This is a genomic window from Jiangella muralis (assembly GCF_001270745.1).
GTDB classification, from domain to species: Bacteria; Actinomycetota; Actinomycetes; order Jiangellales; family Jiangellaceae; genus Jiangella; species Jiangella muralis.
On record NZ_LFXL01000010.1, the window covers coordinates 458,844 to 482,628 of the forward strand.

At 71.7% G+C, this 23,785-nt stretch carries 17 protein-coding genes; 8 read left to right on the top strand and 9 right to left on the bottom strand.

The window, feature by feature from the left end; all coding sequences use genetic code 11:
- Positions 1-774 precede the first annotated feature (774 nt).
- From ACW62_RS20120 to ACW62_RS20135, 4 genes are all read left to right on the top strand, one after another.
- The gene (locus ACW62_RS20120; RefSeq protein ID WP_053205870.1) at positions 775-2,910 is read left to right on the top strand and encodes a PhoX family protein; all 2,136 of its coding nucleotides are present in this window, start codon (positions 775-777) and stop codon (positions 2,908-2,910) included.
- A 178-nt stretch (positions 2,911-3,088) separates the two neighbouring features.
- Positions 3,089-5,224 (top strand): PhoX family protein, encoded by a 2,136-nt coding sequence (locus ACW62_RS20125; RefSeq protein WP_053205871.1) that lies wholly within the window; start codon positions 3,089-3,091, stop codon positions 5,222-5,224.
- Positions 5,225-5,333: 109 nt separating this feature from the next.
- A complete protein-coding gene (locus tag ACW62_RS20130; protein WP_053205872.1) occupies positions 5,334-6,074 on the top strand; it encodes a cupin domain-containing protein in 741 nt (246 codons plus the stop codon).
- A 49-nt stretch (positions 6,075-6,123) separates the two neighbouring features.
- Positions 6,124-7,995, top strand: a complete 1,872-nt coding sequence (locus ACW62_RS20135) for a glycerophosphodiester phosphodiesterase (RefSeq protein ID WP_205629484.1) — start codon at positions 6,124-6,126, stop codon at positions 7,993-7,995.
- 311 nt (positions 7,996-8,306) lie between these two features.
- Here the strand turns inward: ACW62_RS20135 and ACW62_RS20140 are convergent, their stop codons facing one another.
- The 9 genes from ACW62_RS20140 to ACW62_RS20180 form a co-directional block, all read right to left on the bottom strand.
- Positions 8,307-11,393 carry a M14 family metallopeptidase gene (locus tag ACW62_RS20140; RefSeq protein ID WP_053205874.1) on the bottom strand — a complete coding sequence of 1,029 codons (3,087 nt, stop codon included), beginning with the start codon at positions 11,391-11,393 and terminating at the stop codon, positions 8,307-8,309.
- Positions 11,394-11,538: 145 nt separating this feature from the next.
- Positions 11,539-11,910, bottom strand: coding sequence for a DUF2203 domain-containing protein (locus ACW62_RS20145; protein WP_053205875.1), 372 nt, complete (start codon positions 11,908-11,910; stop codon positions 11,539-11,541).
- A gap of 34 nt (positions 11,911-11,944) precedes the next feature.
- Positions 11,945-13,231, bottom strand: a complete 1,287-nt coding sequence (locus tag ACW62_RS20150; protein WP_053205876.1) for an ABC transporter substrate-binding protein — start codon at positions 13,229-13,231, stop codon at positions 11,945-11,947.
- A gap of 74 nt (positions 13,232-13,305) precedes the next feature.
- Positions 13,306-14,457, bottom strand: a complete 1,152-nt coding sequence (locus ACW62_RS20155) for a branched-chain amino acid ABC transporter permease (RefSeq protein ID WP_053205877.1) — start codon at positions 14,455-14,457, stop codon at positions 13,306-13,308.
- Entirely contained in the window at positions 14,454-15,350 is an 897-nt protein-coding gene (locus ACW62_RS20160; protein WP_053205878.1) for a branched-chain amino acid ABC transporter permease, read from the bottom strand. Before ACW62_RS20160 ends, ACW62_RS20155 begins: the two co-directional genes overlap by 4 nt.
- Positions 15,338-17,242 carry an AMP-dependent synthetase/ligase gene (locus ACW62_RS20165; protein ID WP_053205879.1) on the bottom strand — a complete coding sequence of 635 codons (1,905 nt, stop codon included), beginning with the start codon at positions 17,240-17,242 and terminating at the stop codon, positions 15,338-15,340. The genes ACW62_RS20160 and ACW62_RS20165 overlap by 13 nt, the downstream gene beginning before the upstream one ends.
- Positions 17,239-18,024 carry an ABC transporter ATP-binding protein gene (locus ACW62_RS20170; protein WP_205629485.1) on the bottom strand — a complete coding sequence of 262 codons (786 nt, stop codon included), beginning with the start codon at positions 18,022-18,024 and terminating at the stop codon, positions 17,239-17,241. The genes ACW62_RS20165 and ACW62_RS20170 overlap by 4 nt, the downstream gene beginning before the upstream one ends.
- Positions 18,021-18,806, bottom strand: coding sequence for an ABC transporter ATP-binding protein (locus tag ACW62_RS20175; RefSeq protein ID WP_053205881.1), 786 nt, complete (start codon positions 18,804-18,806; stop codon positions 18,021-18,023). Before ACW62_RS20175 ends, ACW62_RS20170 begins: the two co-directional genes overlap by 4 nt.
- Before the next feature lie 127 nt (positions 18,807-18,933).
- Positions 18,934-19,113, bottom strand: coding sequence for a hypothetical protein (locus ACW62_RS20180; RefSeq protein WP_053205882.1), 180 nt, complete (start codon positions 19,111-19,113; stop codon positions 18,934-18,936).
- 202 nt (positions 19,114-19,315) lie between these two features.
- On the opposite strand from ACW62_RS20180, the gene ACW62_RS20185 reads away from it, so the two are divergent.
- The 4 genes from ACW62_RS20185 (at position 19,316) to ACW62_RS20200 (ending at position 23,700) form a co-directional block, all read left to right on the top strand.
- Positions 19,316-19,837 (top strand): (2Fe-2S)-binding protein, encoded by a 522-nt coding sequence (locus tag ACW62_RS20185; RefSeq protein ID WP_053205883.1) that lies wholly within the window; start codon positions 19,316-19,318, stop codon positions 19,835-19,837.
- Positions 19,834-22,233, top strand: coding sequence for a xanthine dehydrogenase family protein molybdopterin-binding subunit (locus tag ACW62_RS20190; protein ID WP_053205884.1), 2,400 nt, complete (start codon positions 19,834-19,836; stop codon positions 22,231-22,233). The genes ACW62_RS20185 and ACW62_RS20190 overlap by 4 nt, the downstream gene beginning before the upstream one ends.
- Positions 22,230-23,084, top strand: a complete 855-nt coding sequence (locus tag ACW62_RS20195) for an FAD binding domain-containing protein (protein ID WP_053205885.1) — start codon at positions 22,230-22,232, stop codon at positions 23,082-23,084. Before ACW62_RS20190 ends, ACW62_RS20195 begins: the two co-directional genes overlap by 4 nt.
- 127 nt (positions 23,085-23,211) lie before the next feature.
- Positions 23,212-23,700 (top strand): anthrone oxygenase family protein, encoded by a 489-nt coding sequence (locus ACW62_RS20200; RefSeq protein WP_053205886.1) that lies wholly within the window; start codon positions 23,212-23,214, stop codon positions 23,698-23,700.
- The last annotated feature ends 85 nt before the right edge of the window (positions 23,701-23,785 follow it).

Consider the following 23,785-nt stretch of genomic DNA (forward strand, 5'->3'; position numbering starts at 1 on the left):
CCCCTCTCCTGTGTCCTCCAGCATGCACCCTTTCGGCCCGGTGGTGCGGTTCGCGACTGCCAGTACCACGGTTCATGGGTGCCGGCGGCACGGTTCATGGTTGCTGATGGTGCGGTTCGCCGCTGCCGATGGCGCGGGTTCACGGGTGCCGTTGGCGCGGTTCGCGGCTGCCGGCGGCACGGTTCGCCGCTGCCGGCGGCACGGTTCGCGGCGGGGGTCGGGCCCCTCCCGGCCGGGAGGGCACCCACCCTACGGGCGGGCCGTGTCAACGAGGCGTGAACCGCACGCCGGCCAACCGAGCGTCAACCACCGCGCCGGCCCACCAGGCGTCAAGCACCGGGCCGGCCAACCGAGCGTCAAGCACCGGGCCGGCCAACCGAGCGTCAGACCCCTGGCCCCGCTTCGTCACCTGATCATCTTCGGAAGAACGATCAGGTGACGAACACGCCGAGGACCGGGGCCGGTAGGTCACCCGATCAGCTCCATCAGGTGGACACGAAACGATCAGGTGACGTACCGGCCGCCAAACCGTGGCAGAACGTCACCTGATCACGCCGGCCGGCGAGCCCGGCGGAGGTTCGTGGCGGGCGGCGGGGTCGGGCCCCTCCCGGCCGGGAGGGCACCCACCCTACGGGCGGGCCGTGTCAACCTGGCGTGAACCGGTGCACGCGGAAACCGCCGCCACACGTTTCGTGACTTTTTGGTAGCCAACGGGTGAATGTTTACCTACGCTGTGACACCACGTTCGCGCCCCCGGCAGAGGGAGTCACACCGATGCCCGACCTCGACGACGTCCCCGGCCGGCGGCGGCTGCTCCCGCTGCTCGACGGCGCCCGCGGCGGCCGCAGCGCCATGACCTGCCGTTACCGCTGCGCCGACGCCTGCGCCCACGAACCGCCCAACACCAGCGAGAACGCCTATTTCGGCGACGTCGTCGAGGCGGCCGTCAGCCGGCGCGGCCTGCTCCGCGGCGGGGCCGTCGCGGCCGCTGTCGTCGTCGGGGCGGGCGCGCCCGGCACGCTGGCCGCCGTCGCGTCGGACGCCGACGGCCGCACCGACGGCGACGCCGCGGTCCCGCCCACGCCGGACCACCCGGACGGCCCGGAGTACGGCCGGCCGGTCGGCTTCCGCCCGGTCGGCGACAACACGCTCGACGCCGTCGTCGTCCCGAACGGGTACGACTGGTCGGTCACCATCGCGTGGGGCGATCCGATGTTCCGGGGCGCGCCGGAGTTCGACTTCGAGCACCAGACCGCGGCCGCCCAGCGTGAGCAGTTCGGCTACAACTGCGATTTCGTGGCCGTCTACCCGCTGGACCGCCGCTTCCAGCGCGCGCTGCTCTGGGTGAACCACGAGTACACCAACGAGGAGCTGATGTTCCGCGGCTGGACCGGCGCGGCCGGCGCCACGGTGGAGCAGCTGCGCATCGCGATGGCGGCGCACGGCGGGTCGATCGTCGAGATCGAGCGGGTCGGCGACACCGGCGAGTGGCTCCCGGCCGGCGGACGCCGCCGGCACAACCGGCGCATCCACGCCGGCACCCCGTTCCGCGTCACCGGCCCGGCCGCCGGCAGCGACCTGCTGCGCACCGCCGCCGACCCCGCGGGAACGACCGTCCTGGGCATGCTGAACAACTGCGCCGGCGGCACCACGCCGTGGGGCACCGTGCTGACCGGCGAGGAGAATGTCAACCAGTACTTCGGCGCGTCCGCCGACGTCACCGATCCGGTGACGGCCGCGCGGTACGCCCGCTACGGCATCCGCACCACCGCCGGCACCAGCCGCGCCTGGGAGCGCGCCGACGCCCGCTTCGACGTCAGCGCCGAGCCGAACGAGCCGAACCGGTTCGGCTGGGTCTGCCAGATCGACCCGTACGACCCGCGCTCGACGCCGCACAAGCTCACCGCGCTGGGCCGGTTCAAGCACGAGGGCGCGACGACGGCGCTGACGGCGGACGGCCGGGTCGCGGTCTACATGGGCGACGACGAGCGGTTCGAGTACGTCTACAAGTTCGTGTCGTCCGGCCGGTTCCGCGACGGCGGCTCGGACCGCGACCGCCGGCACAACCTCACCCTGCTCGAGGACGGCGACCTCTACGTCGCGCGGTTCACCGGCGACAGCCCGGCCAGCGAGATCGACGGCTCCGGCCGGTTGCCGTCCGACGGGCTGTTCGACGGGGCCGGCGAGTGGTTGCCGCTGGTCAGCGGCGGCGAGAGCGCCGTCGACGGCATGAGCGTCGAGGAGGTGCTGGTGTTCACCCGGCTGGCCGCCGACCGCGCCGGCGCGACGAAGATGGACCGCCCCGAGGACGTCGAGCCGCACCCCGTCACGGGCACCGTGTTCATGGCGCTGACCAACAACGACCGCCGCACGCCCGCCCAGGCCGACGAGGCGAACCCGCGGGCCACCAACCGGTGGGGCCAGGTCCTGGCGCTGGACGAGGACGGCGGCGACGCGGCCGCGACGGCGTTCACCTGGTCGCTCGTGCTGGTCGCCGGCGATCCCGAGGACCCGTCGACCTACTACGCCGGCTTCGACAAGTCGCAGGTCAGCATGATCAGCTGCCCCGACAACGTCGCGTTCGACCCGTCCGGCCGGCTCTGGCTGGCCACCGACGGCATGCCCGGGTCAGTCGGCGCCAACGACGGCATGTTCGTCATGCCGCTCGACGGCGACGACGCCGGTCACCTGCGCCGGTTCGCCTCGGTCCCGGTGGGCGCCGAGTGCTGCGGACCGTGCATCACGCCGGACGGCCGCACCGCGCTGATCGCCGTCCAGCATCCCGGCGAGGAGGACGGCGCCTCCCCCGAGGCGCCCGCGTCGACGTTCCCGCACGGCGACCAGCCGCGGCCGTCCGTCGTCACCGTCTGGCGCACCAGCCCGACCGGCGGGAGGTTCATCGGTGACTGAGCTCGGGGTGGACTGAACTCGGGGGGTGGGAAGGGCGGGCCGGCGTCCCTCGTCCGCGGCGCCGGTCCCGTCCCACACGTGTCCTTCACCTTCTGTTCGTCCTGACGTGGTGGTTCTCGCGCGCACCGGTTCCTAGGTTCTGGTGAGAACGTGCCGGAGCTGTGACGAAGGGACTCCCATGCCCGAACCCGAAGGCGCCCAGCGCCGCCGCCTGCTGCCCGTCCTGGGTGGCGTGCACGGCGGCCGCAGCGCCATGACGTGCAAGTACCGCTGCGCCGACGCCTGCTTCCACCCGGTGCCGAACGAGAGCGACAACGAGTACTTCGGCGACATGGTGAACAAGGCGATGTCGCGGCGTGGCCTGCTCCGCAGCGGCGCCGTCGCCGCGCTGGTCGTCGGGTCCGGCGTCGGGAGCGGCGCGCTGGCCGCCGCCGCTGCCCCGGCGAGCGCGAGCACCACGTCGTCCGGCCCGAAGCCGCCGAACCCGAGCTTCCCGGACCTGCCCGAGCGCGGCCGCCCGGTCGGCTTCCGCTCCGTCGGCGACAACACCCTGGACACCATCGTGGTGCCCAACGGCTACGACTGGTCGGTGACGGTGGCCTGGGGCGACCCGATCCTGCCGGGCGCGCCGGAGTTCGACTTCGACCACCAGACCGAGGCCGCCCAGCTCGGGCAGTTCGGCTACAACTGCGACTTCGTGGCGATCCTGCCGCTGGACCGCGGCTTCACCAAGGGCCTGCTCTGGGTGAACCACGAGTACACCAACGAGGAGTTGATGTTCCGCGGCTGGACCGGCGCCGCCGCGGCCACCGTCGACCAGCTGCTCGTCTCGCAGGCCGCGCACGGCGGCTCCGTCGTCGAGATCGAGCGGGTCGCCGAGACCGGCGAGTGGCTGCCGGTCGGCGGACGGCGTCGCTACAACCGCCGCATCCACACCAAGACGCAGTTCGCGGTGACCGGCCCGGTGGCCGGCAGCGACCTGCTGAAGACCAGCGCCGACCGCACCGGCACGAAGGTCCTCGGCATGCTGAACAACTGCGCCGGCGGCACCACGCCGTGGGGCACCATCCTCACCGCCGAGGAGAACTTCAACCAGTACTTCGGTGCGTCCGCCGCCATCACCGACGAGACGACGGCCGCGCGGTACGCCCGGTACGGCATCCGCACCGCCGCCGGCACCGAGCGCGGCTGGGAGAAGACAGACAAGCGCTTCGATCTCGCCCAGGAGCCGAACGAGCCGAACCGGTTCGGCTGGATCGTCGAGATCGACCCGTTCGACGCGAAGTCGACCCCGCGCAAGCACACCGCGCTGGGCCGGTTCAAGCACGAGGGCGCCACCATCTCCATCGCGGAGGACGGCCGCGCCGTCGCCTACCTGGGCGACGACGAGCGGTTCGACTACGTGTACAAGTTCATCTCCAAGAACACGTTCCGTCCGGGCACCAGCAAGCGCGACCGCGACGCCAACCTGCGGCTGCTGGAGGAGGGCGACCTCTACGTCGCGAAGTTCACCGGCGACAGCCCGGCCGCCGAGATCGATGGCACCGGCACACTGCCCTCCGACGGCGAGTTCGACGGCACCGGCCGGTGGCTGCCGCTCGTGGTCGGCGGCACGAGCAAGGTCGACGGTATGAGCGTCGAGGAGGTGCTGACGTTCACCCGGCTGGCCGGCGACAAGGCCGGCGCCACCAAGATGGACCGGCCCGAGGACGTCGAGCGCAACCCCGTCACCGGCACCGTCGTCATCGCGCTGACGAACAACACCGCGCGCAACGCGTCCACCGGCGTCGAGGAGCCCAACCCGCGCCTGAACAACAAGTGGGGCCACATCGTCGGCATCGACGAGGACGGCAACGACGCGGCGGCGCTCACCTTCAGCTGGCGGATCCTGGTGCTGGCGGGCAACCCGTCCGACCCGTCCACCTACTACGACGGCTACGACAAGTCGCAGGTCAGCCACATGTCCTGCCCGGACAACGTGGCCTTCGACCCGGCCGGCCGGCTGTGGATCTCCACCGACGGCATGCCCGGCGCCAGCAGCATCGCCGACGGCCTGTTCGTGATGCCGGTCGAGGGCGACGACAAGGGCCACGTCCGCCGGTTCGCCTCGGTCCCGAAGGGCGCTGAGTGCTGCGGCCCGTTCATCACGCCGGACGGCCGCACCGCCACCATCGCGGTGCAGCACCCGGGCGAGGGCAGCGGCGCCTCGCCGGACACCCCGATCTCGACGTTCCCGTACGGCGACCAGCCGCGGCCGTCGGTCGTCACGGTGTGGCGCAAGAGCCCGGCCGGTGGTCCGTTCATCGGCGACTGAGGTCGTTCGCGGGGGTTCCGGCGGCCCGGCCGCCGGGGCCTTTCGCGCCTCGCCGTCTCCACGTAGGCTGGGAGAGCGCTTTCCGTCGCATCGCGCAGGAGGTCTTCGTATGGGTGCAGGTCGGCCAGGGTTTCCCGGCGGAACGGCGGTCAGCCATCTCACCGTCTATGACTGGCCCGGCGACGACGGGCTGGCCGGCGGGTCGCCGCACCTGCACACGGCGTCCGGCGAGGGCTACGTGGTGGTCGGCGGGAGCGGCCGGCTGGAGACGCTGAGCGCCGCCGGCGCCGGGTCGCACCCGCTGACCGCGGGCACCGTGCTGTGGTTCACGCCGGGCACGGTGCACCGGCTGGTCAACGACGGCGGCCTGCAGATCGTCGTCGTCATGCAGAACGCCGGGCTGCCCGAGGCCGGCGACGCCGTCTTCACCTTCCCCGACGACGTGCTGGCCGACCCCGCTGGATACGCCGCGGCCGCCGCGTTGCCGAGCGGCGCCGCGGACGAGGACGCGGTCGCGGCCGCCGCCCGGGCCCGTCGCGACCTCGCGCTGGCCGGCTTCGCCGACCTGCGTCGCCGCGTCGCGGTGGAAGGGCCGGCCGCGCTGTCGTCGCTGTACGAGCGGGCCGGCGCGCTGGTCGCCGCGAAGGTGCCCGGCTGGCAGGAGACCTGGCAGCGCTCCGTCCGCGACGGGGTCGACGAGACCGGTCGCACGCTGACCGCCCTCGCCGCCGGCGACGCCGGCCACCTGCGGACCGCCTCCGTGCACGTCGGCGAGCGACGCGAACAGCCCTACCGGTACGGCATGTGCGGCCGGCTGCGCACCTGGGACGTGGCCGCGCTCGCGGGCTGATGCTGCCGCACCGTCCAGTGATACCAACCCCCGACACCTGGAGGACCCCGTGCGCCTGCCCAGACCGTCCTTACTCCTCGCCACCGCCCTGCCGGTCGCCGCGCTGAGCGCGGCCCTCATCGCGGCACCCGCGGCGGCCGAGACACCCGAGGCAGCCGAGCCCGCCGTCGTGCTGAGCGAGGACTTCTCCGGCGGTGAGCTCCCGGCCGGCTGGACCGCCGTCGACGGCCAGTGGTCGGTGTCGGACGGGCGGCTGGTCGGCGTGAGCACGTCGTCGAGCCAGTTGTCGCGCATCACGTTCGGCCCGCACCTGCGCAACTTCCGGGTCGAGGTGACGGCGAGGTTCGAGCAGGTCGCCAACGCCGCCCGGTGGACCGCCGTCGGCATGGACATCGCGCCGGACGGGTCCACGCCGTGGTGGATCGCCACCATGCGCAGCGGCACGACCGCCGCCAACGGCCTCGAGTTCGCCCAGCGCACCACGTCCGACGGCTGGAACGTCACCAACACGGCGGCCGCACCGCACGCGGCCGGCACGGGCAACGACGTCCGCATCGCCGTCGAGGTGCACGGCAGCCGGGCCACCTGGATCTTCGACGGCCAGGAGGTCATGCGCACCAGCGCCCTGCAGCGCAGCGACCAGGGCGTGCTGGGCCTGATCGTGAACGGCAGCACCGTATCCTTCGACGACGTCGTCGTCACGGAGTTGGAGGAGGAGCCGGTGATCCGACCGGTCGGCCCCGAGTCGACGCCCGCCGTCGTGGCGCACCGCGGCTATTCATCGGTGGCGCCCGAGAACACCCTCGCCGCGGTGGAGTCCGCGCTACGCACCGGCGCCGACTACGTCGAGGTCGACGTCGCGACCAGCGCCGACGGCGTGCCGATCATCCTGCACGACAACACGCTGGACCGGACGACGGACGGCACCGGCGCGCTGCCGTCCGTGACGTCGGACTACATCGAGGGCCTGGACGCCGGGTCGTGGTTCTCGACCGCGTTCACCGGCCAGCCGGTGCCGACGCTGCTCGACGTGCTGGCGCTGATGAAGGGCCGCGCGCCGACGCTGCTGCTGGAGGTCAAGGGCCCGGAGACGTACGCCGAGCTGGAGCTCATCGTCGGCCAGCTGCGCGACCAGGGCCTGATCGAGCAGACCCTCCTGCAGAGCTTCGACGTGCAGGTGCTGCGCGACGTGCGGACGATCGAGCCGGAGCTGCGCCTGGGCCTGCTGCGCTCGAGCCTCGACGCCGACCCGGTCGCGACGGCGCAGGAGCTCGGCGTCGTCGCCTACAACCCGGCGTGGACGGCACTGCAGACCCGCACCGACGTCGTCGAGGACCTGCACGCTGCTGAGATCGCCGTCATGCCGTACACCATCGACGACCCGGCCCAGTGGGCGATCCTGCGGGACCTCGGCGTCGACGGCGTCATCACGAACAAGCCGGGCGAGCTGGTCGGCTGGAACGCGCGGCACGTGCAGACGGTGCCGGACGAGCCCACGGTGGCGTTCGCGGCACCGGCCGACGGCGCGACGCTGACCCGCGGCGACGTGCTGGTGCCGGCGGTGACGTCGGAGCGGGCCGAGTCGATCGCGCTCACGCTGGACGGCACGGAGGTCGCCGAGGGCGCCGCCATCGCCGTCGACACGCTGGCCGCGGGCGAGCACACGCTCGAGGTGACGGCCACCGGCGTCAACGGCACCGCCACGGCCAGCACGACCGTGACGGTGCAGCCGTCGGCGGCCGGCCTGGTGCGGCTGGCCACCGGCCCGGACGTCAACCGCACGTTGCGCGACCAGCTGCTGCGCGCGATCGACCGGTCCGACTGGATCCGGGTCGCCTCGATCGCCGAGGCCGGAGTCGGCGGCGACCAGCTGCCGGCCGAACTGGCCGCGCTGATCGCCGCCGACGCACGGGCGCTCTGACCCGCCGGGCGGGCGTCGGGGCGCCAGGGGGACGGCCAACGGCACGGCCCCGGCGCACGGTCGGCAGCACCGGGCGCGGTTGGTCGCACCCTTGATGGGTGAGGCGACTGTCGCCCGGCGACAGCCACCTCACCCGGTCACGGGCCATCACCTTGGCTAGGCTGACCGCCGCCCGGACGTCCGGTTCGTCCGGATATCCAGCATGGTCAGCAGTGCCAAGGCACCCGCGGCGATCAGCCCACCCAAGCTGCATAGATCACGAGGACCCGTTCAGCTAGAGCGGCCGGTCATGCCACCCCATCGAGCCGCCGTCAGCCGAGCAGGTGCTTCAGCGCCCGCTCCATGACGGCGGCCCGCTCGGCCGCGTCCTCGATGCCCTCCAATCCGAACCCGGCGTAGAGCGTGCCGGGCGTCGCCGTGACCGCCGCCTCCGGGAAGCCGCCGGCCGTCGTGCGGATGAAGTCGTTGGCGTTCGGCGCGCTCCCCTCGGGCGGGCCGGGCACGTCCCAGCCGCCGAGGTCGGTCTCGAACGACGTGTCGCCGGCACCGGTGCTGACGGTGATGTCGTCGACGAAGACGCCCAGGCCCTGAACCGCCCAGTCGCTGGCGTAGCTGAGCGACAGGTCGACGTCGCCGCCGGCGTACGCGGACAGGTCGATCGACCACTGCTGCCAGCCGCCGGAGTTGCCGGACGCGGCGTTCCACGCGCCGGTCGTGCCGGTCGGCAGGCAGGTGGTGCCGTCGACGACGGTCTGGTAGTGCTCCAGCCGCGGGTGCAGGGTGTTCCAGCCGGCCGGGCAGCTGCCGCCCGCGGTCTCCTGCGACGTGTTCCCGTTCGCGTCCGGCAGTGTGGTCCAGTCGTCGGTGCCGGCCGGTGCGGCCTCGACGAACAGGTGGTCCCAGGCCGCCTCGGTGTCGTACGACGTCCAGAATGACAGCGTGGCGCCGCCGGCCGGGACGCTGATCGTGTTCGTCAGCCGCTTGAACGAGACGTCGCCGATCTGCGAGTAGACGTAGAAGTCGCCGGTGTGCGGCTCGAACGGGCCACCCTCGCGGTCCCAGCGCGCCGCGACCCAGCTGTCGAACTGCGGGTACGTGTCCGGGTCGAGGATGCCGCTGGTGACGACCTGCGAGTTGCTGTGGTCCTGGTTCCCGGCCGGGTCGAACCCCCAGGCCAGGCCCTCGAACGGGCCCTCGTCGCCGCCGATGACGTCGAGCAGGCCGTCGTCGCCGGTGCCGGCGTCGTCCACAAGCAGGTAGGCGCCGAGCCAGTACTGCAGCACGTCGTTGGTGAGGTCGCCGGAGCCGGCCAGCACCCGGCAGCGCGCCGCGACCACGGGCGAGGACGAGCACTGCGCGTTCGCGGCCGTCGGGTCGTAGGCCTGCAGCCCGAGGTTCTGGGTGTACTGGCTGCCCGCGTACTTGCCGGTGTAGAGCACCCGGCCGCCCTCGTTGAGGAAGTCGCGGACCTCCAGCAGCTCGTCCATGGCCAGCCGCGACGCGTTGCCGCCGGCCCAGCCCGGCTCCCGGGTCACGACGTCGTCGCCGGTGTACCAGACGACGGCGTCGTAGTGCGACAGCACGCCCAGCGCATCCGGCGCCGTCCGGCCGCGGGCGTCGACGTCGTACACGTCGTAGCCGACGCCGTTCGCCGTCAGCGCCTCCTCGTAGGCGGCCAGGTGGTGCGGGCCGCCGGGCGGCTGGACCGGCGAGGCGCCGGTGTGGTCCTCGGCGGCGAGGATCAGCACGTCGTCGCCGGACTCCTCGACCGCGGTGTAGGTGAACGAGTCGCTGGTCTGCCCGCCGCCCTCGAACCACACCTCGACGGAGTCGCCGGGGTCGGTGCCGGTGACGACGCCGCTCATCACCTGGTAGTAGACGTCGGTGCCGCCGCCGTAGCGGTCGCCGCCCTTCCACTCCTCGGTGGGCGCGCTCTGAACCGGGCCGCCGTCGACGCTGTACTTCACCGTCACCGCGCCGAGGTCGCGCTTGGCCAGCACCCGCACCTCCTGCGGGTCGCCGTAGGAGTAGTCGAAGGTGAAGTCGGCCTGCGGCAGGCCGGCCTTGTAGGTGTCGTCGCTCTGCAGGTAGAACGGCTTCGTCGTGAGGCCCAGGTGCGACACCGGGTCGTCCGGGTCGGCCGCGGACTTCGCGACGTCCATGGCGAACGGCAGCACCTTCTCGAACTCGGCCTGCACCAGCGCCTCGTCGTCGGGGAAGACGAACCCGCTGCCGGCGACGCCCTCGCCCAGTTCGGGCGTCCACGCCAGGGTGCCGCGCTGGGAATGCGCGAAGTCGGTGGTCTCGCCGTTGGTCACGTACAGGACGTCCGACGACAGCCCCGGTTCCCAGCCGGCGATCGCCGGGGTGTCCCGGTTCCCGGACAGCGCGTAGTAGATCGGATCGTCCCCGCTCGGGGTGCCGGTCTGCCAGCCCTCCGGGTACAGCAGCCACTCGCCGGCGGAGTGCCAGTTCACGTGGAAGGCGAAGTCGACGCGGTCGTAGAGCGCCAGCATCGCCTGCGTCTCCGGCTCGGAGCCGGCCTCCGGCCCGCGATACGTGTCGCTGGAGATCAGCGACGACGAGCCCTCCTCGTCGTACTGGAAGTGCTCGGGGTAGTTGCGGTTCGGGTCGACGCCGTCGAGCGCCGTGGTGGTGCCGTCGCCGTCGTTGTCGCGCAGGTTCTTCCGCCACAACCGCTCGTTGTCGAACGTGTACTGGTAGCCGTCCGGGTTGGCGACCAGCACGAACCAGTACTCGTTGCGGCGCAGCAGGCTGCGCACCTCGCGGTCGTTGGCCCGCCAGCCGTCGACCAGGTCGTCGAGCAGCCGGCGGTTGACCTCGCCGGAGATCCACTCGCGGGCATGCTGCAACGAGCTGTACAGCACCGCCGGGCGGGTGCCGTCGGCGATGCCGCGGGCGCCCTGGGTCAACTTGAGCGCGATGATCTCGCGGCCCTCGTACGTCTCGCCGAGCACGACCAGCTTGGCGATCTGCGGGTTGTCCTTCGCGAGGTCGTACAGCTGGTCGCGCAGGCCGCCGTCCTCGTCCCAGGACCGCCAGACGGTGAACCCGGCAGCCGCCTGCCGGGCCGCCGCCTCGGTGGCGCTGAGCCCGTCGGCGTTGCGCTTCACCTCGACGTCGACGCCGCGGCCGCGCAGCGCCCGCACCTCGTCCTCGGTGAGCACCAGGTCCATGCGGACGCCGGACGCGGTCGGCTCGGCGGCGGTGACGTCGAGGCCGTCGGCGCTGATCTCGGCCGCCTGCTGCGCGGTGACGTCGGCGGTGTAGGCCTCGAGCTCGCCGCCGTTGTCGGCGCCCGCGCCGCTGGTGACCAGCAGCGAGACGCCGAGCCCGAGGGCGGCGGCGGCAGGGAGGAGACGGCGGGGCACGCGCATGGTGGACTCCTTCGTCCGTCGGAGACGACCGTGGTCGTGAACGAACTCGGGAGCCGGGGCCCGCTGCGGTCAGGCGCCCCCCGTGCCCGCCCGCTGCGGACCGTACTGCGTCGGGGCGATCTTGTGAAGCCGCTGGTCCGGACCGCTAGGGGGTCGGAGGCAGCGGCCGGCGCCCGGCGAAGCCGAGATCGGCGCGGTGGTACCACGCCAGCTCGGCGTCGCCCTCCAGCCAGCACAGCAGCACCGGCTCGTCGTCGAGCACGGACGGGAAGTCCAGCAGCAGCGGCGCGATGCCCTTGACCTCGACGCCGGCCGCGACGACAGCGGACAGCAGTTCGTCGAGGCGGGCCTGCGCGGCCTTCAGCTCCGGCAGCCCGCCCAGCGGCGTCGGCGCGCCACCCTGGACCGCGGCGCCCAGTTCGGCGAGGTCGGCGCGCACCGCGATCAGGCCGGCCAGCGTCGGGCGCAGCCGGTCGAGCACGGCGCGCGCCTCGGCGGCGGTGTAGACGTCGCTCATCCCCCGATTGTCCAGGAGCGGGCGGCCGCCGCCGTCAGCCGGAGCACGCTGACGCGTAGTCGTAGCTGTCCGCATTGGTGCCAGTCACGCCGGTCGCCACGGACGACAGCCCCAGCGGAGCTTCCGGGTCGGGCTTGTTGATGACGGCGGTCCGGTTGACGTTCTCGTTCGGGTCGCCGCCGAGCGTGGTGGCTGGGAGCGCGCCTTCGAAGTCGACCTCCAGCCCGTCGACCACCGCCCGCACGCCCTCACGCGTCAGGTCGTCGTTCTCGGCGGCCGCCTCCAGAGCGGCCTTGACGGGATACGACCAGATCCAGCCGTAGATGTAGCCCTGGTTGGCCGGCAGCTCGTCGCCGAGCGACTCGCGGATCGCCGCGTGCGCCTCGGTATCTGCATCGAGGTCCTCCCACGGGGCGACGTTGGTGTAGAGCGCCTGCAGCGCGGGCGCGGCCGGCGTGTCGAGCAGCGCCGGGTTCCACGTCGGGACCGAGCCGAGGAACTGGCCGGTGAACCCGTTCGCGGCCGAGCCGCCGACGATCTCCGCGGTCTCCGCCGGCCCCACGGCCAGCACGACCACATCGGCACCGGACTGCAGCACCTGGCCGACGGCGGCGTCCTGGGAACCGACCTGCGCGTTCGGTGCGGTCTCCACGAAGCCCGCGAACTGCGCGCCGGCGGCCTCCGTCCATGCCTCGACGCCTGCGGCCGAGTCGCCGCCGTAGTCGCCCGGATAGCCGACTGCCAGCACCGTCTCCGGCGGCGCCACGTTCTCGGAGAACCAGTCGAGCCCGATCTGCGACTCGAGGCAGTAGGAGTAGCCGGCCTCGAGGATGAGGCCGTCGTCGTTGTCCTCGAAGTTCCAGCCGGACCACCAGGACGCCGGCGCGCCGACGACGTCGTCGGAGTCCATGTCGCCGAGGATCGCTTCTGTGGTCTCGGTGCCGAGGGTCTGGGCGAGGGCCAGGATCTCCGGCTCGATCTCGCGGTAGGCCGCGCTGTGCTCCTGCGGGTCGTACCGGGTGTCTCGGGTGTACTCGGTGATGTCGACGTCGTAGCCGCCGATACCGCCCTCCTCGTTCACCCGCTGCCAGAACGCCACCTGGCCATCGGTGATCGGCACGGCGAGCGCCGCGAACGGCCCCTCCGTCAGGTCGGAGAGCACACCCAGGTAGATGCAGCCGTTGTCCTCGTTGACCGCGTCGGGGCACGGATCGTCGGACACCCCGGGGCCGGTCTCGGCATCGTCGGACCCGCATCCGCCGACGACGAGCGCCAGCCCGCCGCACGCGGCGGCGATCCACCCGCTTCTGAAGCTCCTCATCGAGCTCTCCCTCCTGGTTGGTGAACACGTCGCCGGACGCTGGGAACGGCGGCGGTTGATCGAATATGAGCGGATCAGTAGGAGAAGGGCCAGGCCTTCCAGTAGTTGCGCACCCGCACCCACAGGCCGTAGAGCCCGCGCGGCTCGAGCACGAGGAACAGGACGATCAACGCACCGAAGATCATGGTCTGCAGCTGGAACACCGACAGGAAGCCTTCGCCGGTGTGGCCGGAGATGAACGGCAGGTAGGCGGAGAGCTCGTCGACCAGCCGGGGCAGCAGCACGACGAAGGCCGCACCCATGATCGATCCGGTGATCGTCGCGACGCCGCCGATCAGGACGACGGCCAGGAAGTCGATGGACAGGAACAGGTCCCAGGTGTTCGGGCTGATCCGCCCGACGACCACGGAAAGCAGGGCGCCGGCGATGCCCGCGTAGAAGGACGAGATGGTGAACGCCAGCGTCTTGGTGCGCAGCAGCGACACGCCCATCACCTCGGCCGCGACGTCGCGGTCGCGGACGGCGGCGAACGCCCGGCCCCACTTCGATCTGGTGAGATTGCGCGCTGCCACGGCCAGGACCACCAGCACCACGAGGCAGAGGATGTAGTAGACCATGTCCCGGTTGACCCGCGTCCCGAACAGCTCGAACCGCGTCGTCAGGTCGACTCCGAACAGCACCGGTTCGGCGGGTGCCCGCCCGACGCCCGCTCCCCCGGTGATCGAGTCCGCTTCATTGAAGATGTGCAGCCCGATGAACACCAGACCCAGAGTGAGGATCGCCAGGTACAGTCCGCGGACCCGGGCGGCGAGGGGTGCCACCGCGAAGCCGACGAGAGCCGGGACGAGCCCGGCCAGCGGGAGCCAGATCGCCATGTCCAGGCCGAGGCCCACCACGTCGTCGGTGGCCTCGCCGCCGAAGACCGCCGCGGTATAGGCGCCCAGGCCGAGGAAGAACGCATGCCCGAGCGACACCTGGCCGGCGTATCCCGTCACCAGGTTCAGCCCGATGCCACCGATCGCGTAGACGAACACCGTCGTGAGCAGGCTGGTCAGGTCGCGGTCGAGGTAGAACGGCAGCGCCAGGACCGCCACCAGCAGGGCCAGCGTCCACACCCGCTTGGCCGGCGTGTTCCAGATGGCCTGGTCGGCGGCGTAGCTGGTGTAGAGCAGCGGCCGCCCGCGGCCGGCCCCACGACGTCGCGCACCCTCGGTGGTCACGCTCATACGCGCTGCACCTCCGGCGTGCCGAACAGCCCGTACGGCCTGACCATCAGCACCGCCATCATGATCACGTACGGCACGACGACGTCGAAGTTCGCACCCAGGAACGGCGCGTGCTCGGGCTGGTAGGTGCGGGTCAGCGACTCCGCCACGCCGATCAGCAGGCCCGCGTACACCGACCCCTTGATCGAGTCGAGGCCGCCCAGGATGATCACCGGTAGCGCCTTGAGCGCGACCAGCGCCGTGGTGGCCTCGATACCACCGGACGCGGTGCCGATGAGCATGCCGGCCAGGGCCGCCAGTGCTCCGGCGATGGCCCACGACAGCCCGAAGATCCGGCCCACGTCGACGCCCTGGGCCAGCGCGACCTCCTGGTCCAGCGCCGTCGCCCGCATGGCCAGGCCGAGCCGCGACCTGGCCAGGAACACCCCGATCACGCCGATCGCCACCAGCGAGATCACGATCTTGGCGATGTCGACCTGGGCGACCGAGACACCGAGGACGCTGGTCCGCGACAACCCCCAGGGGTCGCCGACGGTCAGCACCTGTGTCCCGATCAGCCGGAACGCCACGATGAGCAGCACGATGAAGACACCGACGGTCACCATCGCCGCGGCGAACGGCGGCTCGCCCACCATCGGGCGCAGCGCCACCCGTTCGCACAGCGCTCCGATCGCCGCTACCGCCACCATCGCCGCGACCACGGCCACCGGAAACGGCAGCCCGGCCCGCGTCGCGAACAGGGAGGTGAAGTAGCCGCCCAGGATCATCAGCGCCGGCTGGGCGAAGTTGATCACCTTGGTGGCCCGGTAGATGATCACGAACCCGACACCGAGCAGGGCGTACGTGCTGCCGATGCCCAGCCCGCGGACCACCGAGGCGATCAGCTCGTCCATGTGTGGACCTCCACCAGGTCGCCGCCGGGACGGTCCTTGCGGTTGGCGTACATGTCCTCGACGAGATCGGCGAAACGCTCGTGCAACGTCGCCCGCTTGACCTTCTGGGTGGCTGTCAGCTCGCCGTCGTCGTGATCGAGCTCCTTCGGGATGACCCGGAACTTGCGGATCTGCTCCACCCTGGCGACCTTGGCGTTGGCCTGTTTGATCACGGCTTGGACGAGCTCCAGCACCTGCTCCTTCTCGGTGAGGTCCCGGTAGGTGGTGTAGGGGATGCGGGCGCGCTGGGCCCAGTCGCCGACGGTGTCCGGCTCGATGCCGATCAGCACGGTGAGGTAGGCCCGCCGGTCGCCGACCACCACCGCCTCCTTGATGTACGGCGACGTCTTGAGCGAGTTCTCCAGCTCCGACGGCGCGACGTTCTTGCCGCCGGACGTGATGATGACGTCCTTGATCCGATCGACGATCTTGAGGTGGCTGCCGTCGACCCAGGCGCCGACGTCGCCGGTGTGCAGCCAGCCGTCCTCGTCCAGCACCTCGGCGGTCTTGCCGGGGTTGCGCCAGTAGCCGGCGAAGTTGCCCGGATGCCGGGTCAGGATCTCGTTCGTGCGCTGGTCCAGGCGCAGCTCGGTGCCCGAGTGCGGCTGGCCCACGGTGCCCAGCTTGACGCGGCCGCGGCGGTTGGCCGTCGCGACGGCCGCGTTCTCCGTCATCCCGTACGCCTCGCTGATGACCACGCCGATGCCGAAGAAAAAGCGCAGCACGTCCGGCGAGATCGGAGCCGCTCCCGAGCTGGCCACCCGGACCTTGCGCAGGCCGATCCGGTCCCGGAGGGATCGGAACAGCAGCGGGTAGCCGAGCGCGTAGAGGAGGCGGGTCCGGGCCGTGTGGCTTCCCTCGGCGCGGACGAGCTCGTCGCCGATCCGTGCGGCCAGTCGCATGCCGAACCCGTACACCGCGCGTTTGAGCGGCGACGCGGCGTTCATCTTCACCTCGACGCCGGCGTAGATCTTCTCCCAGATGCGCGGGACGGCGAAGAACAGCGTCGGCTGGACCTCCCGCAGGTTCGCCTGCACGGTGTCGATCGACTCGGCGAAGTGGACGGTGCTGCCCGTGGCGGCGTTGCACCACTCCGTCGCCGCCCGTTCGACGACGTGACACAGCGGCAGGTACGACAGCACCACGTCGCTGTCCGTCGGCGGCGGATCGTAGAGCCCGCCATCGACGATCAGCGTCCGGGTCGCGAAGTCCACGTTGCGGACGGTGAGCATCGCCCCCTTCGGCGGTCCGGTGGTTCCCGACGTGTACATGAGGGTGACGACGTCGTCAGGCGTTGCCGCCGCCGCGGCTCGGTCGAGCAGCTCCGGATGGGCGGCCGCGTGGTCGCGTCCGCGCTCCAGGAACTCCGTCCAGCTCAGCAGCTTCGGGTGGTCGTACGCTCGCACGCCGCGTGGCTCGAGGTAGACGATCCAGCGCAGGTCGGGGCATTGCGCCTCGACCTCGAGCGCCTTGTCGACCTGCTCCTGGTCCTCGGCCACGAGCACGGCCGCGCCCGAGTCACGCAACAGGTAGGCGATCTCCGGCGCCGGGTTGGTGGAGTAAAGGCCCACGGTGATCGCGCGGATCGCCACGGCGCCGACGTCGGTGTAGAGCCACTCCGGCCGGTTCTCCGAATGGATCGCCACCCGGTCGCCGGGCCCGATGCCCAGCGCTGCGAGGGCATACCCGGCCAGCCGGCAGTTCGCCCAGTACTGCTGCCAGGTGACGTCCTGCCAGATGCCGAAGCGCTTCTCGCGCAGGCAGACCCGGCCCGGGTGCAGCGCGGCCCGTTCCGCGATCCGGGCCGGAATGGTGGCCCAGTCGCGACGTGTCGCCGGTTCGGTCGTCGTCATGGCGCCTCGCCGAGATAGGCCTCGATGACGGCTGGATCACTCTGGATTCGCCCGGGCTCGCCCAGCGCGATGCGTTGTCCGAAGTCGAGGACCAGCACCCTGTCGGCGATGTCCATCACCAGACCCATGTCGTGTTCGACCATCACCATCGTGACGCCGAGCTCGGCCCGGATGTCCAGGATGAACCGGGCCATGTCCTCGGTCTCCTCGAGGTTCATGCCCGCCACCGGCTCATCGAGGAGCAACAGCCTCGGCTCCATGGCCAGCGCGCGGCCCAGCTCGACCCGTTTCTTCAGCCCGTACGGCAGCATCCCCACCAGGCTGCGGCGGATCGACTCGATCTCGAGGAAGTCGATGATCTCCTCGACCACCCGGCGGTTCTCGGTCTCGGCCCGCTTGGCCTTGCCGAGGTACAGCAGCCCGGCCAGCGCGCCGTAGTCGAGGTGATGGTGGCGGCCGAGCATCAGGTTGTCGAGCACCGTGAGGTTCTCGAACAGCTCGATGTTCTGGAACGTGCGTGCGATGCCGAGCTGGGCGACGGTGTCCGGCCGCCGGCCGCGCAGTTCCTCGCCGTCGAAGCGGATCGAGCCCCGCTGCGGCCGGTAGACGCCGGAGACGCAGTTGAAGATCGACGTCTTACCGGCACCGTTGGGCCCGACGATCGCGAACAACTCGGCCCGCCCGACGGCGAACTCGACGGCGTCGACCGCGGTGGTCCCGCCGAACCGCAGCGTCAGGTCGGACACGTCGAGGATGGGCTCGGTGACCGCGGGCGTGCTCACGACAGCCACCGTTTGCGCCGTTTGTAGTGCTTGACGGCCCGGAACGAGGCCGCGCCCTCGTCGCGAAGGCCGAGATAGAACTCGCGGATGTCCTCGTCCTCGCGCAGCACCGCAGCCGGCTTGTCCATGACGATCTTGCCGGTCTCGAGCACGTAGCCGTGTGACGCGACGGACAGCGCCATGGCGGCGTTCTGCTCGACGAGCAGGATCGACGTGCCCTGCAGGTTGATCTCGCCGATGAGGTCGCGGATGCGCCGCACCATCAGCGGAGCAAGCCCGAGGCTCGGCTCGTCGAGCAGCAGGTAAGCCGGCTCGGTCATCAGGGCCCGGCCGATGGCGAGCATCTGCTGCTCGCCGCCGGAGAGGTAGCCGGCCAGCTGGGTTCGCCGGTTCGCGAGCGCGGGGAACAGCATGTAGGCCCGGTCGAGCCCCGACTGGACGGCGGCGCGGCCGGCCGTGTGCGCGCCGATGCGCAGGTTCTCCTCGACGGTGAACTCGGCGAAGATCCGGCGCCCCTCCATGACCTGGCCGATGCCGGCGGCAACGATGTGCGGTGCGTCCAGGTGATCGATCGCCGCGCCGTCGAGGGTCACCGAGCCCTTGGTGATGGAGCCCCGATGAACGCCGAGGAGCCCGGTGAGCGCCCGCAGCAGCGTCGTCTTGCCGGCGCCGTTCGCTCCGAGCAGGGCGACGACCTCACCCCTGGGGACCTCGAGCGTCACACCCTTGAGCACGAGAACGACGTCCTCGTACACCACCTCGAGGTTCTCGACAGCGAGCATCGGCGCTCTCACCCCCGCCCACGTCACCTGCGCGTTCGCGCCGTGAGTGGACTGATAGCGAGAGTCCTACCGGCCGGTAGTGGAGTGTGTCAATCGATGTTGCAGACCCGTTGTGGACCGACCGGCTCTAGTGCGGTCCTCCGGCCGGAATCGGGAGGACGATGCGCAGGGTGTCGGCGGGGCCGAGGAAACGGTGACCGGCGACGCAGTGCACAGCGACGTGCTCGACCGGGCCGGAGGTGCCGGACAGCCGGCCGCGCGAGGTGACGGTTGCGGGCAGGGCGCATTCGGGGCAGTCGTAGAGCATGGTGCTTTCAGCCTGCCGAGCCGCCGGCGTTGATCGCCACGAGTCGTGAGCGGCGTCACCTGTGCCGTAGGTCACACGGGTTCGGGCGAAACACTTGCGGTGTCAGCATTCGCGGACTTTGCTGGAACCAGCAAGCGCGCATCGGATGGCGCTCGGTCGGGCCGGTGAGGCTGCGCCGGTCCCTGGCGTAGGCGGGAGTCCCATGACCAGAATCTCCATGACGGTGGACGGCGTCCGGTACGACGACGACGTCGAGCCACGCACGCTGCTCGTCCAGCACCTGCGCGACCGGCTCGGCAAGGTCGGCACCGTGGTCGGTTGCGACACCAGCAACTGTGGCTCCTGCACCGTCCTGCTGTCCGGCACCAGCGTCAAGAGCTGCTCCGTCCTGGCCGTGCAGGCCGACGGCGCCGACGTCACCACCATCGAGGGCCTGGCCGGCGCCGACGGTGAGCTGCACCCCGTCCAGACGGCCTTCCACGAGCAGCACGGCCTGCAGTGCGGGTTCTGCACGCCGGGCATGATCATGGCCTCGGTCGACCTGCTCACCGAGAACCCCGACCCCACCGACGAGGAGATCCGCGAGGGTCTCGAGGGCAACCTGTGCCGCTGCACGGGCTACCAGAACATCGTCCGGGCGGTCCACGCGGCGGCGGAGTCCATGCGCACCAGCGTGCCGTCGACGCCGGAGGGCGCCGAGGCGGCCGAGGGGGTGACGACGTGACGGTCACCGAGCAGCGTCCCTCCGGCGAGGTCGGACGCGACCGCCGCCGCAAGGAGGACGCCCGGCTGATCACCGGCCGGACCTCCTGGACCGACAACCTGTCGCTGCCGGGCATGCTGCACCTCGCCATCCTGCGCAGCCCCATGGCGCACGCGCGCATCACCGGCATCGACGTCACGGCGGCCCGCGGCGCGCCCGGCGTGGTCGACGTCTTCACCGGCCCTGACATCGCCGACCTGCAGGGCGCCATGCCATGTATCTGGCCGGTCACCGAGGACACCGTGCTGCCGGTCTATCCGCCGCTGGCGCTGGACGAGGTCCGGCACGCGGGCGAGCCGGTCGCCGTCGTCGCCGCCCGCGACCGCGCGAGCGCCCTCGACGCGCTGGAGCTGATCGAGGTCGGCTACGAGCCGCTGCCGGTCGTGCTGGACATGGAGGCCGCGCTGGCCGACGGCGCGCCGCTGGTGCACGAGGCCGCCGGCACGAACAGGTGCTACACGTGGATCCTCGACTCCGCGCAGGCCGGCACCGGCGGCGACGTCGCCCGGGCCGAGGCGGAGGCGGAGGTCGTCGTCAGGCGGCGGTTCATCCAGCAGCGGCTGATCCCCGCGTTCATGGAGCCGCGCAGCACGGTCGTCGACCCCACCGGCGACCAGATCACCATGTGGTCGTCGACCCAGGTGCCGCACGTCCTGCGGATCCTGCTGTCGCTCGGTACCGGGATGCCGGAGCACAAGATCCGGGTCATCGCGCCGGACGTCGGCGGCGGCTTCGGCGGCAAGCTGGAGGTCACGCCCGAGGAGTTCATCGCGTTCGCGGCGGCCCGGCGGCTGCACAAGCCGGTGAAGTTCACCGAGTCGCGCTCCGAGGCGATGCTCTCGGCGCACCACGGCCGCGACCAGGTCCAGGACATCACCGTCACGGCCCGCCGCGACGGCACCGTCACCGGCATGTCCGCGAAACTGCTGGCCAACATGGGCGGCTACCTCGGCATCATCGCGCCGGGCATCCCGATCCTCGGCGCGTTCATGTACGGCGGCATCTACAAGTTCCCGGCCTACCGGTTCGAGTGCACCGGCGTCTTCACCACCACCACGAAGACCGACGCCTACCGCGGCGCCGGCCGGCCCGAGGCGACGTTCGCGCTGGAACGCATCATGGACGAACTCGCCGCCGAGCTGGACATGGACCCGCTGGAGCTGCGCCGGCGCAACTGGATCGACAGCTCCGAGTTCCCGTTCACCACGGCGGCCGGGCTCACCTACGACTCCGGTGACTACGCGGCGGCCACCGCGCGAGCGACGGAGCTGTTCGGGTACGACGCGCTGCGGCAGGAGCAGGCGGCGCGGCGGGCGTCCGGCGACCCGGTACAGCTGGGCATCGGCGTCTCCACGTACACGGAGATGTGCGGCCTGGCGCCGTCGCGGGTGCTGGGCCAGCTGCGGTACGCGGCGGGTGGGTGGGAGTCGGCGGCCGTCCGGGTGCTGCCCACCGGCAAGGTCGAGGTCGTCACCGGCACGTCGCCGCACGGCCAGGGCCACGAGACCGCGTGGAGCCAGATCGTCGCCGACCAGCTCGGTGTCGGGTTCGACGACGTCGAGGTGCTGCACGGCGACACTCGCACGTCGCACAAGGGCCTGGACACCTACGGGTCGCGTTCGCTGGCGGTCGGCGGCATCGCGCTGGTCAACGCCTGCCAGCGGGTGGTCGAGAAGGCGCTGCCGGTCGCGGCGCACCTGCTCGAGGCCGACCCCGCCGACCTCGAGTTCGCCGAGGGCGCGTTCCGGGTGAAGGGCGCGCCGGGCGCGGCGACGAAGACCATGGCCGACTGCGCGTTCGCGGTGTTCCAGTCGCACGACCTCCCCGACGGCGTCGAGTCCACGCTGGACGCCGACGCCACGTACGACCCGGAGAACTTCTCCTACCCGCACGGCACGCACCTGTGCGCCGTCGAGGTCGACACCGAGACCGGCATGGTGAAGGTGCGCTCGTACGTCGCGGTCGACGACGTCGGCCGGGTGATCAACCCGCTGATCGTCGAGGGCCAGGTGCACGGCGGCGTCGCCCAGGGCATCGCGCAGGCGCTGTTCGAGGAGGCCCGCTACGACGAGGACGGCAACCTCACCACCGGGACGTTCGTCGAGTACACCATCCCGAGCTCGGCCGACCTCCCGGACATCGTCACCGACCGTACCGAGACACCGGCGCCGGGGCACCCGCTCGGCGCCAAGGGCGTCGGCGAGGCCGGCACCATCGCCTCGACGCCGGCGGTCGTCAACGCCGTGGTCGACGCGCTGCGGCCGATGGGCGTCACCGACGTACGCATGCCGTGCACGCCGGAACGGGTGTGGTCGACGATCGTGGCGGCCCGCGCCGCTGGAGGTGAGGGCCGATGATCCCCGCGGCGTTCGACTACACCAAGGCGGCGTCGGTCGAGGACGCCGTCACCGCGCTGGCCGCGGCCGGCGACGACGGCAAGGTGCTGGCCGGCGGGCAGAGCCTGCTGCCGATGCTGCGGCTGCGGCTGGCGGCGCCGGCGATGCTGGTCGACCTCGGCGGCCTGGCCGAACTGCGCGGCGTCCACGACGACGGCGACGCGCTGCGCATCGGCGCCATGACCACGCACGACGAGGTCATGCGCGATCCGCTGGTGCACGAGCACGCGCCGCTGATCGCGCAGGCCGCCGAGACCGTCGGCGACCGGCAGATCCGGCACCTGGGCACGTTCGGCGGGTCGCTCGCCCACGCCGACCCGGCCGGCGACCTCCCCGGCGTCGCGCTGGCGCTGGACGCCGTCATGTCGGTGGTGGGTCCTTCCGGTGTTCGCGACGTGCCGGCGAGCGACTTCTTCGTCGACTACTTCACGACGGCGCTCGGCCCCGGCGACGTCCTGGTGTCGGTGCGGGTGCCGAAGCTGACCGGCTGGAGCACGCATTACGAGAAGTTCCACCAGCTGGCGCAGTCGTGGTCGGTCGTCGGCGTCGCGGCGGCGGTGCGCCGGTCCAACGGCAGCATCGCCGAGGCCCGGGTCGCGCTCACCAACATGGGCGTCACCCCGGTCCGCGCCCGCGGCGTCGAGGAGGCGCTGACGGGCGCACCGGCCACGGCGGACGCGGTGGCGGACGCGGCCGCGCGCGCCCTCGAAGGGGCGTCGCCGCTGACCGACGGCACCGCGTCGGCGGAGTACCGGACCCAGCTAGCGCCGGTCCTCACCCGGCGCGCCGTCATGGCGGCCGGCGGGGTGTAGCGGTCGTCCGATCGGCGGGGGCCGCCGGCACGACTCCCCGCCGATCGGCCCCGCTCTCGGCGCGGGTCCGGCCAAACGTCCGAGCGAGCCTCTAGGATCGGCTCCCACCATCGTCTGGAGGCTCCGCATGCCCGACAGCGTGTTCTTCGCCCTGACACTCGCCTCGGCGGTCTCCGCCGGGCTGATGGCCGGTGTCTACTTCGCGTTCTCGAGCATGATCATGCCCGGCCTGCGCCGCCTGCAACCGGGCGAGGCGATCCGGGCGATGCAGAGCATCGACGTCGCGCTCATGAACGCGTGGTTCCTCACCGCGTTCGTCGGCTCGGCGGTGCTGTCGGGCATCTCGGTGGTCTACTCGATCACGCGCTGGGGCGAGGAGGAGGCGATCTACCTGCTCATCGCCGGCCTGCTGCTGATCTTCGGCTCGATCGTGCTCACCGGCAGCTACCACATCCCGCGCAACAAGGCGCTGCACCTCGTCGACCCCGACGGGCCGGAGGCGAAGCGGCGCTGGGAGACCTACGACTCCGAGTGGACGTCGTGGAACCACGTCCGCGCGGTCGCCAGCCTGGCCGCGGCCATCCTGTTCGCCGCCGGCCTGGCCGCCGTCGAGTAGACGATGGACATCGGGTCGTATTCCTAGCGCTGCTAGGTTTCCCAAACTCTGAGGTTGATCTTGAGTTTCAGGCGGCCGTTCCCAG

Coding starts and splice junctions, on each gene's coding strand:
- ACW62_RS20175 (WP_053205881.1), bottom strand. CDS start 18,806: ATGCTCGCTGTCGAGAACCTCGAGGTGGTGTACGAGGACGTCGTTCTC.
- ACW62_RS20125 (WP_053205871.1), top strand. CDS start 3,089: ATGCCCGAACCCGAAGGCGCCCAGCGCCGCCGCCTGCTGCCCGTCCTG.
- ACW62_RS20150 (WP_053205876.1), bottom strand. CDS start 13,231: ATGAGGAGCTTCAGAAGCGGGTGGATCGCCGCCGCGTGCGGCGGGCTG.
- ACW62_RS20160 (WP_053205878.1), bottom strand. CDS start 15,350: ATGGACGAGCTGATCGCCTCGGTGGTCCGCGGGCTGGGCATCGGCAGC.
- ACW62_RS20180 (WP_053205882.1), bottom strand. CDS start 19,113: ATGCTCTACGACTGCCCCGAATGCGCCCTGCCCGCAACCGTCACCTCG.
- ACW62_RS20165 (WP_053205879.1), bottom strand. CDS start 17,242: ATGACGACGACCGAACCGGCGACACGTCGCGACTGGGCCACCATTCCG.
- ACW62_RS20155 (WP_053205877.1), bottom strand. CDS start 14,457: ATGAGCGTGACCACCGAGGGTGCGCGACGTCGTGGGGCCGGCCGCGGG.
- ACW62_RS20120 (WP_053205870.1), top strand. CDS start 775: ATGCCCGACCTCGACGACGTCCCCGGCCGGCGGCGGCTGCTCCCGCTG.
- ACW62_RS20140 (WP_053205874.1), bottom strand. CDS start 11,393: ATGCGCGTGCCCCGCCGTCTCCTCCCTGCCGCCGCCGCCCTCGGGCTC.
- ACW62_RS20200 (WP_053205886.1), top strand. CDS start 23,212: ATGCCCGACAGCGTGTTCTTCGCCCTGACACTCGCCTCGGCGGTCTCC.
- ACW62_RS20195 (WP_053205885.1), top strand. CDS start 22,230: ATGATCCCCGCGGCGTTCGACTACACCAAGGCGGCGTCGGTCGAGGAC.
- ACW62_RS20185 (WP_053205883.1), top strand. CDS start 19,316: ATGACCAGAATCTCCATGACGGTGGACGGCGTCCGGTACGACGACGAC.
- ACW62_RS20130 (WP_053205872.1), top strand. CDS start 5,334: ATGGGTGCAGGTCGGCCAGGGTTTCCCGGCGGAACGGCGGTCAGCCAT.
- ACW62_RS20145 (WP_053205875.1), bottom strand. CDS start 11,910: ATGAGCGACGTCTACACCGCCGCCGAGGCGCGCGCCGTGCTCGACCGG.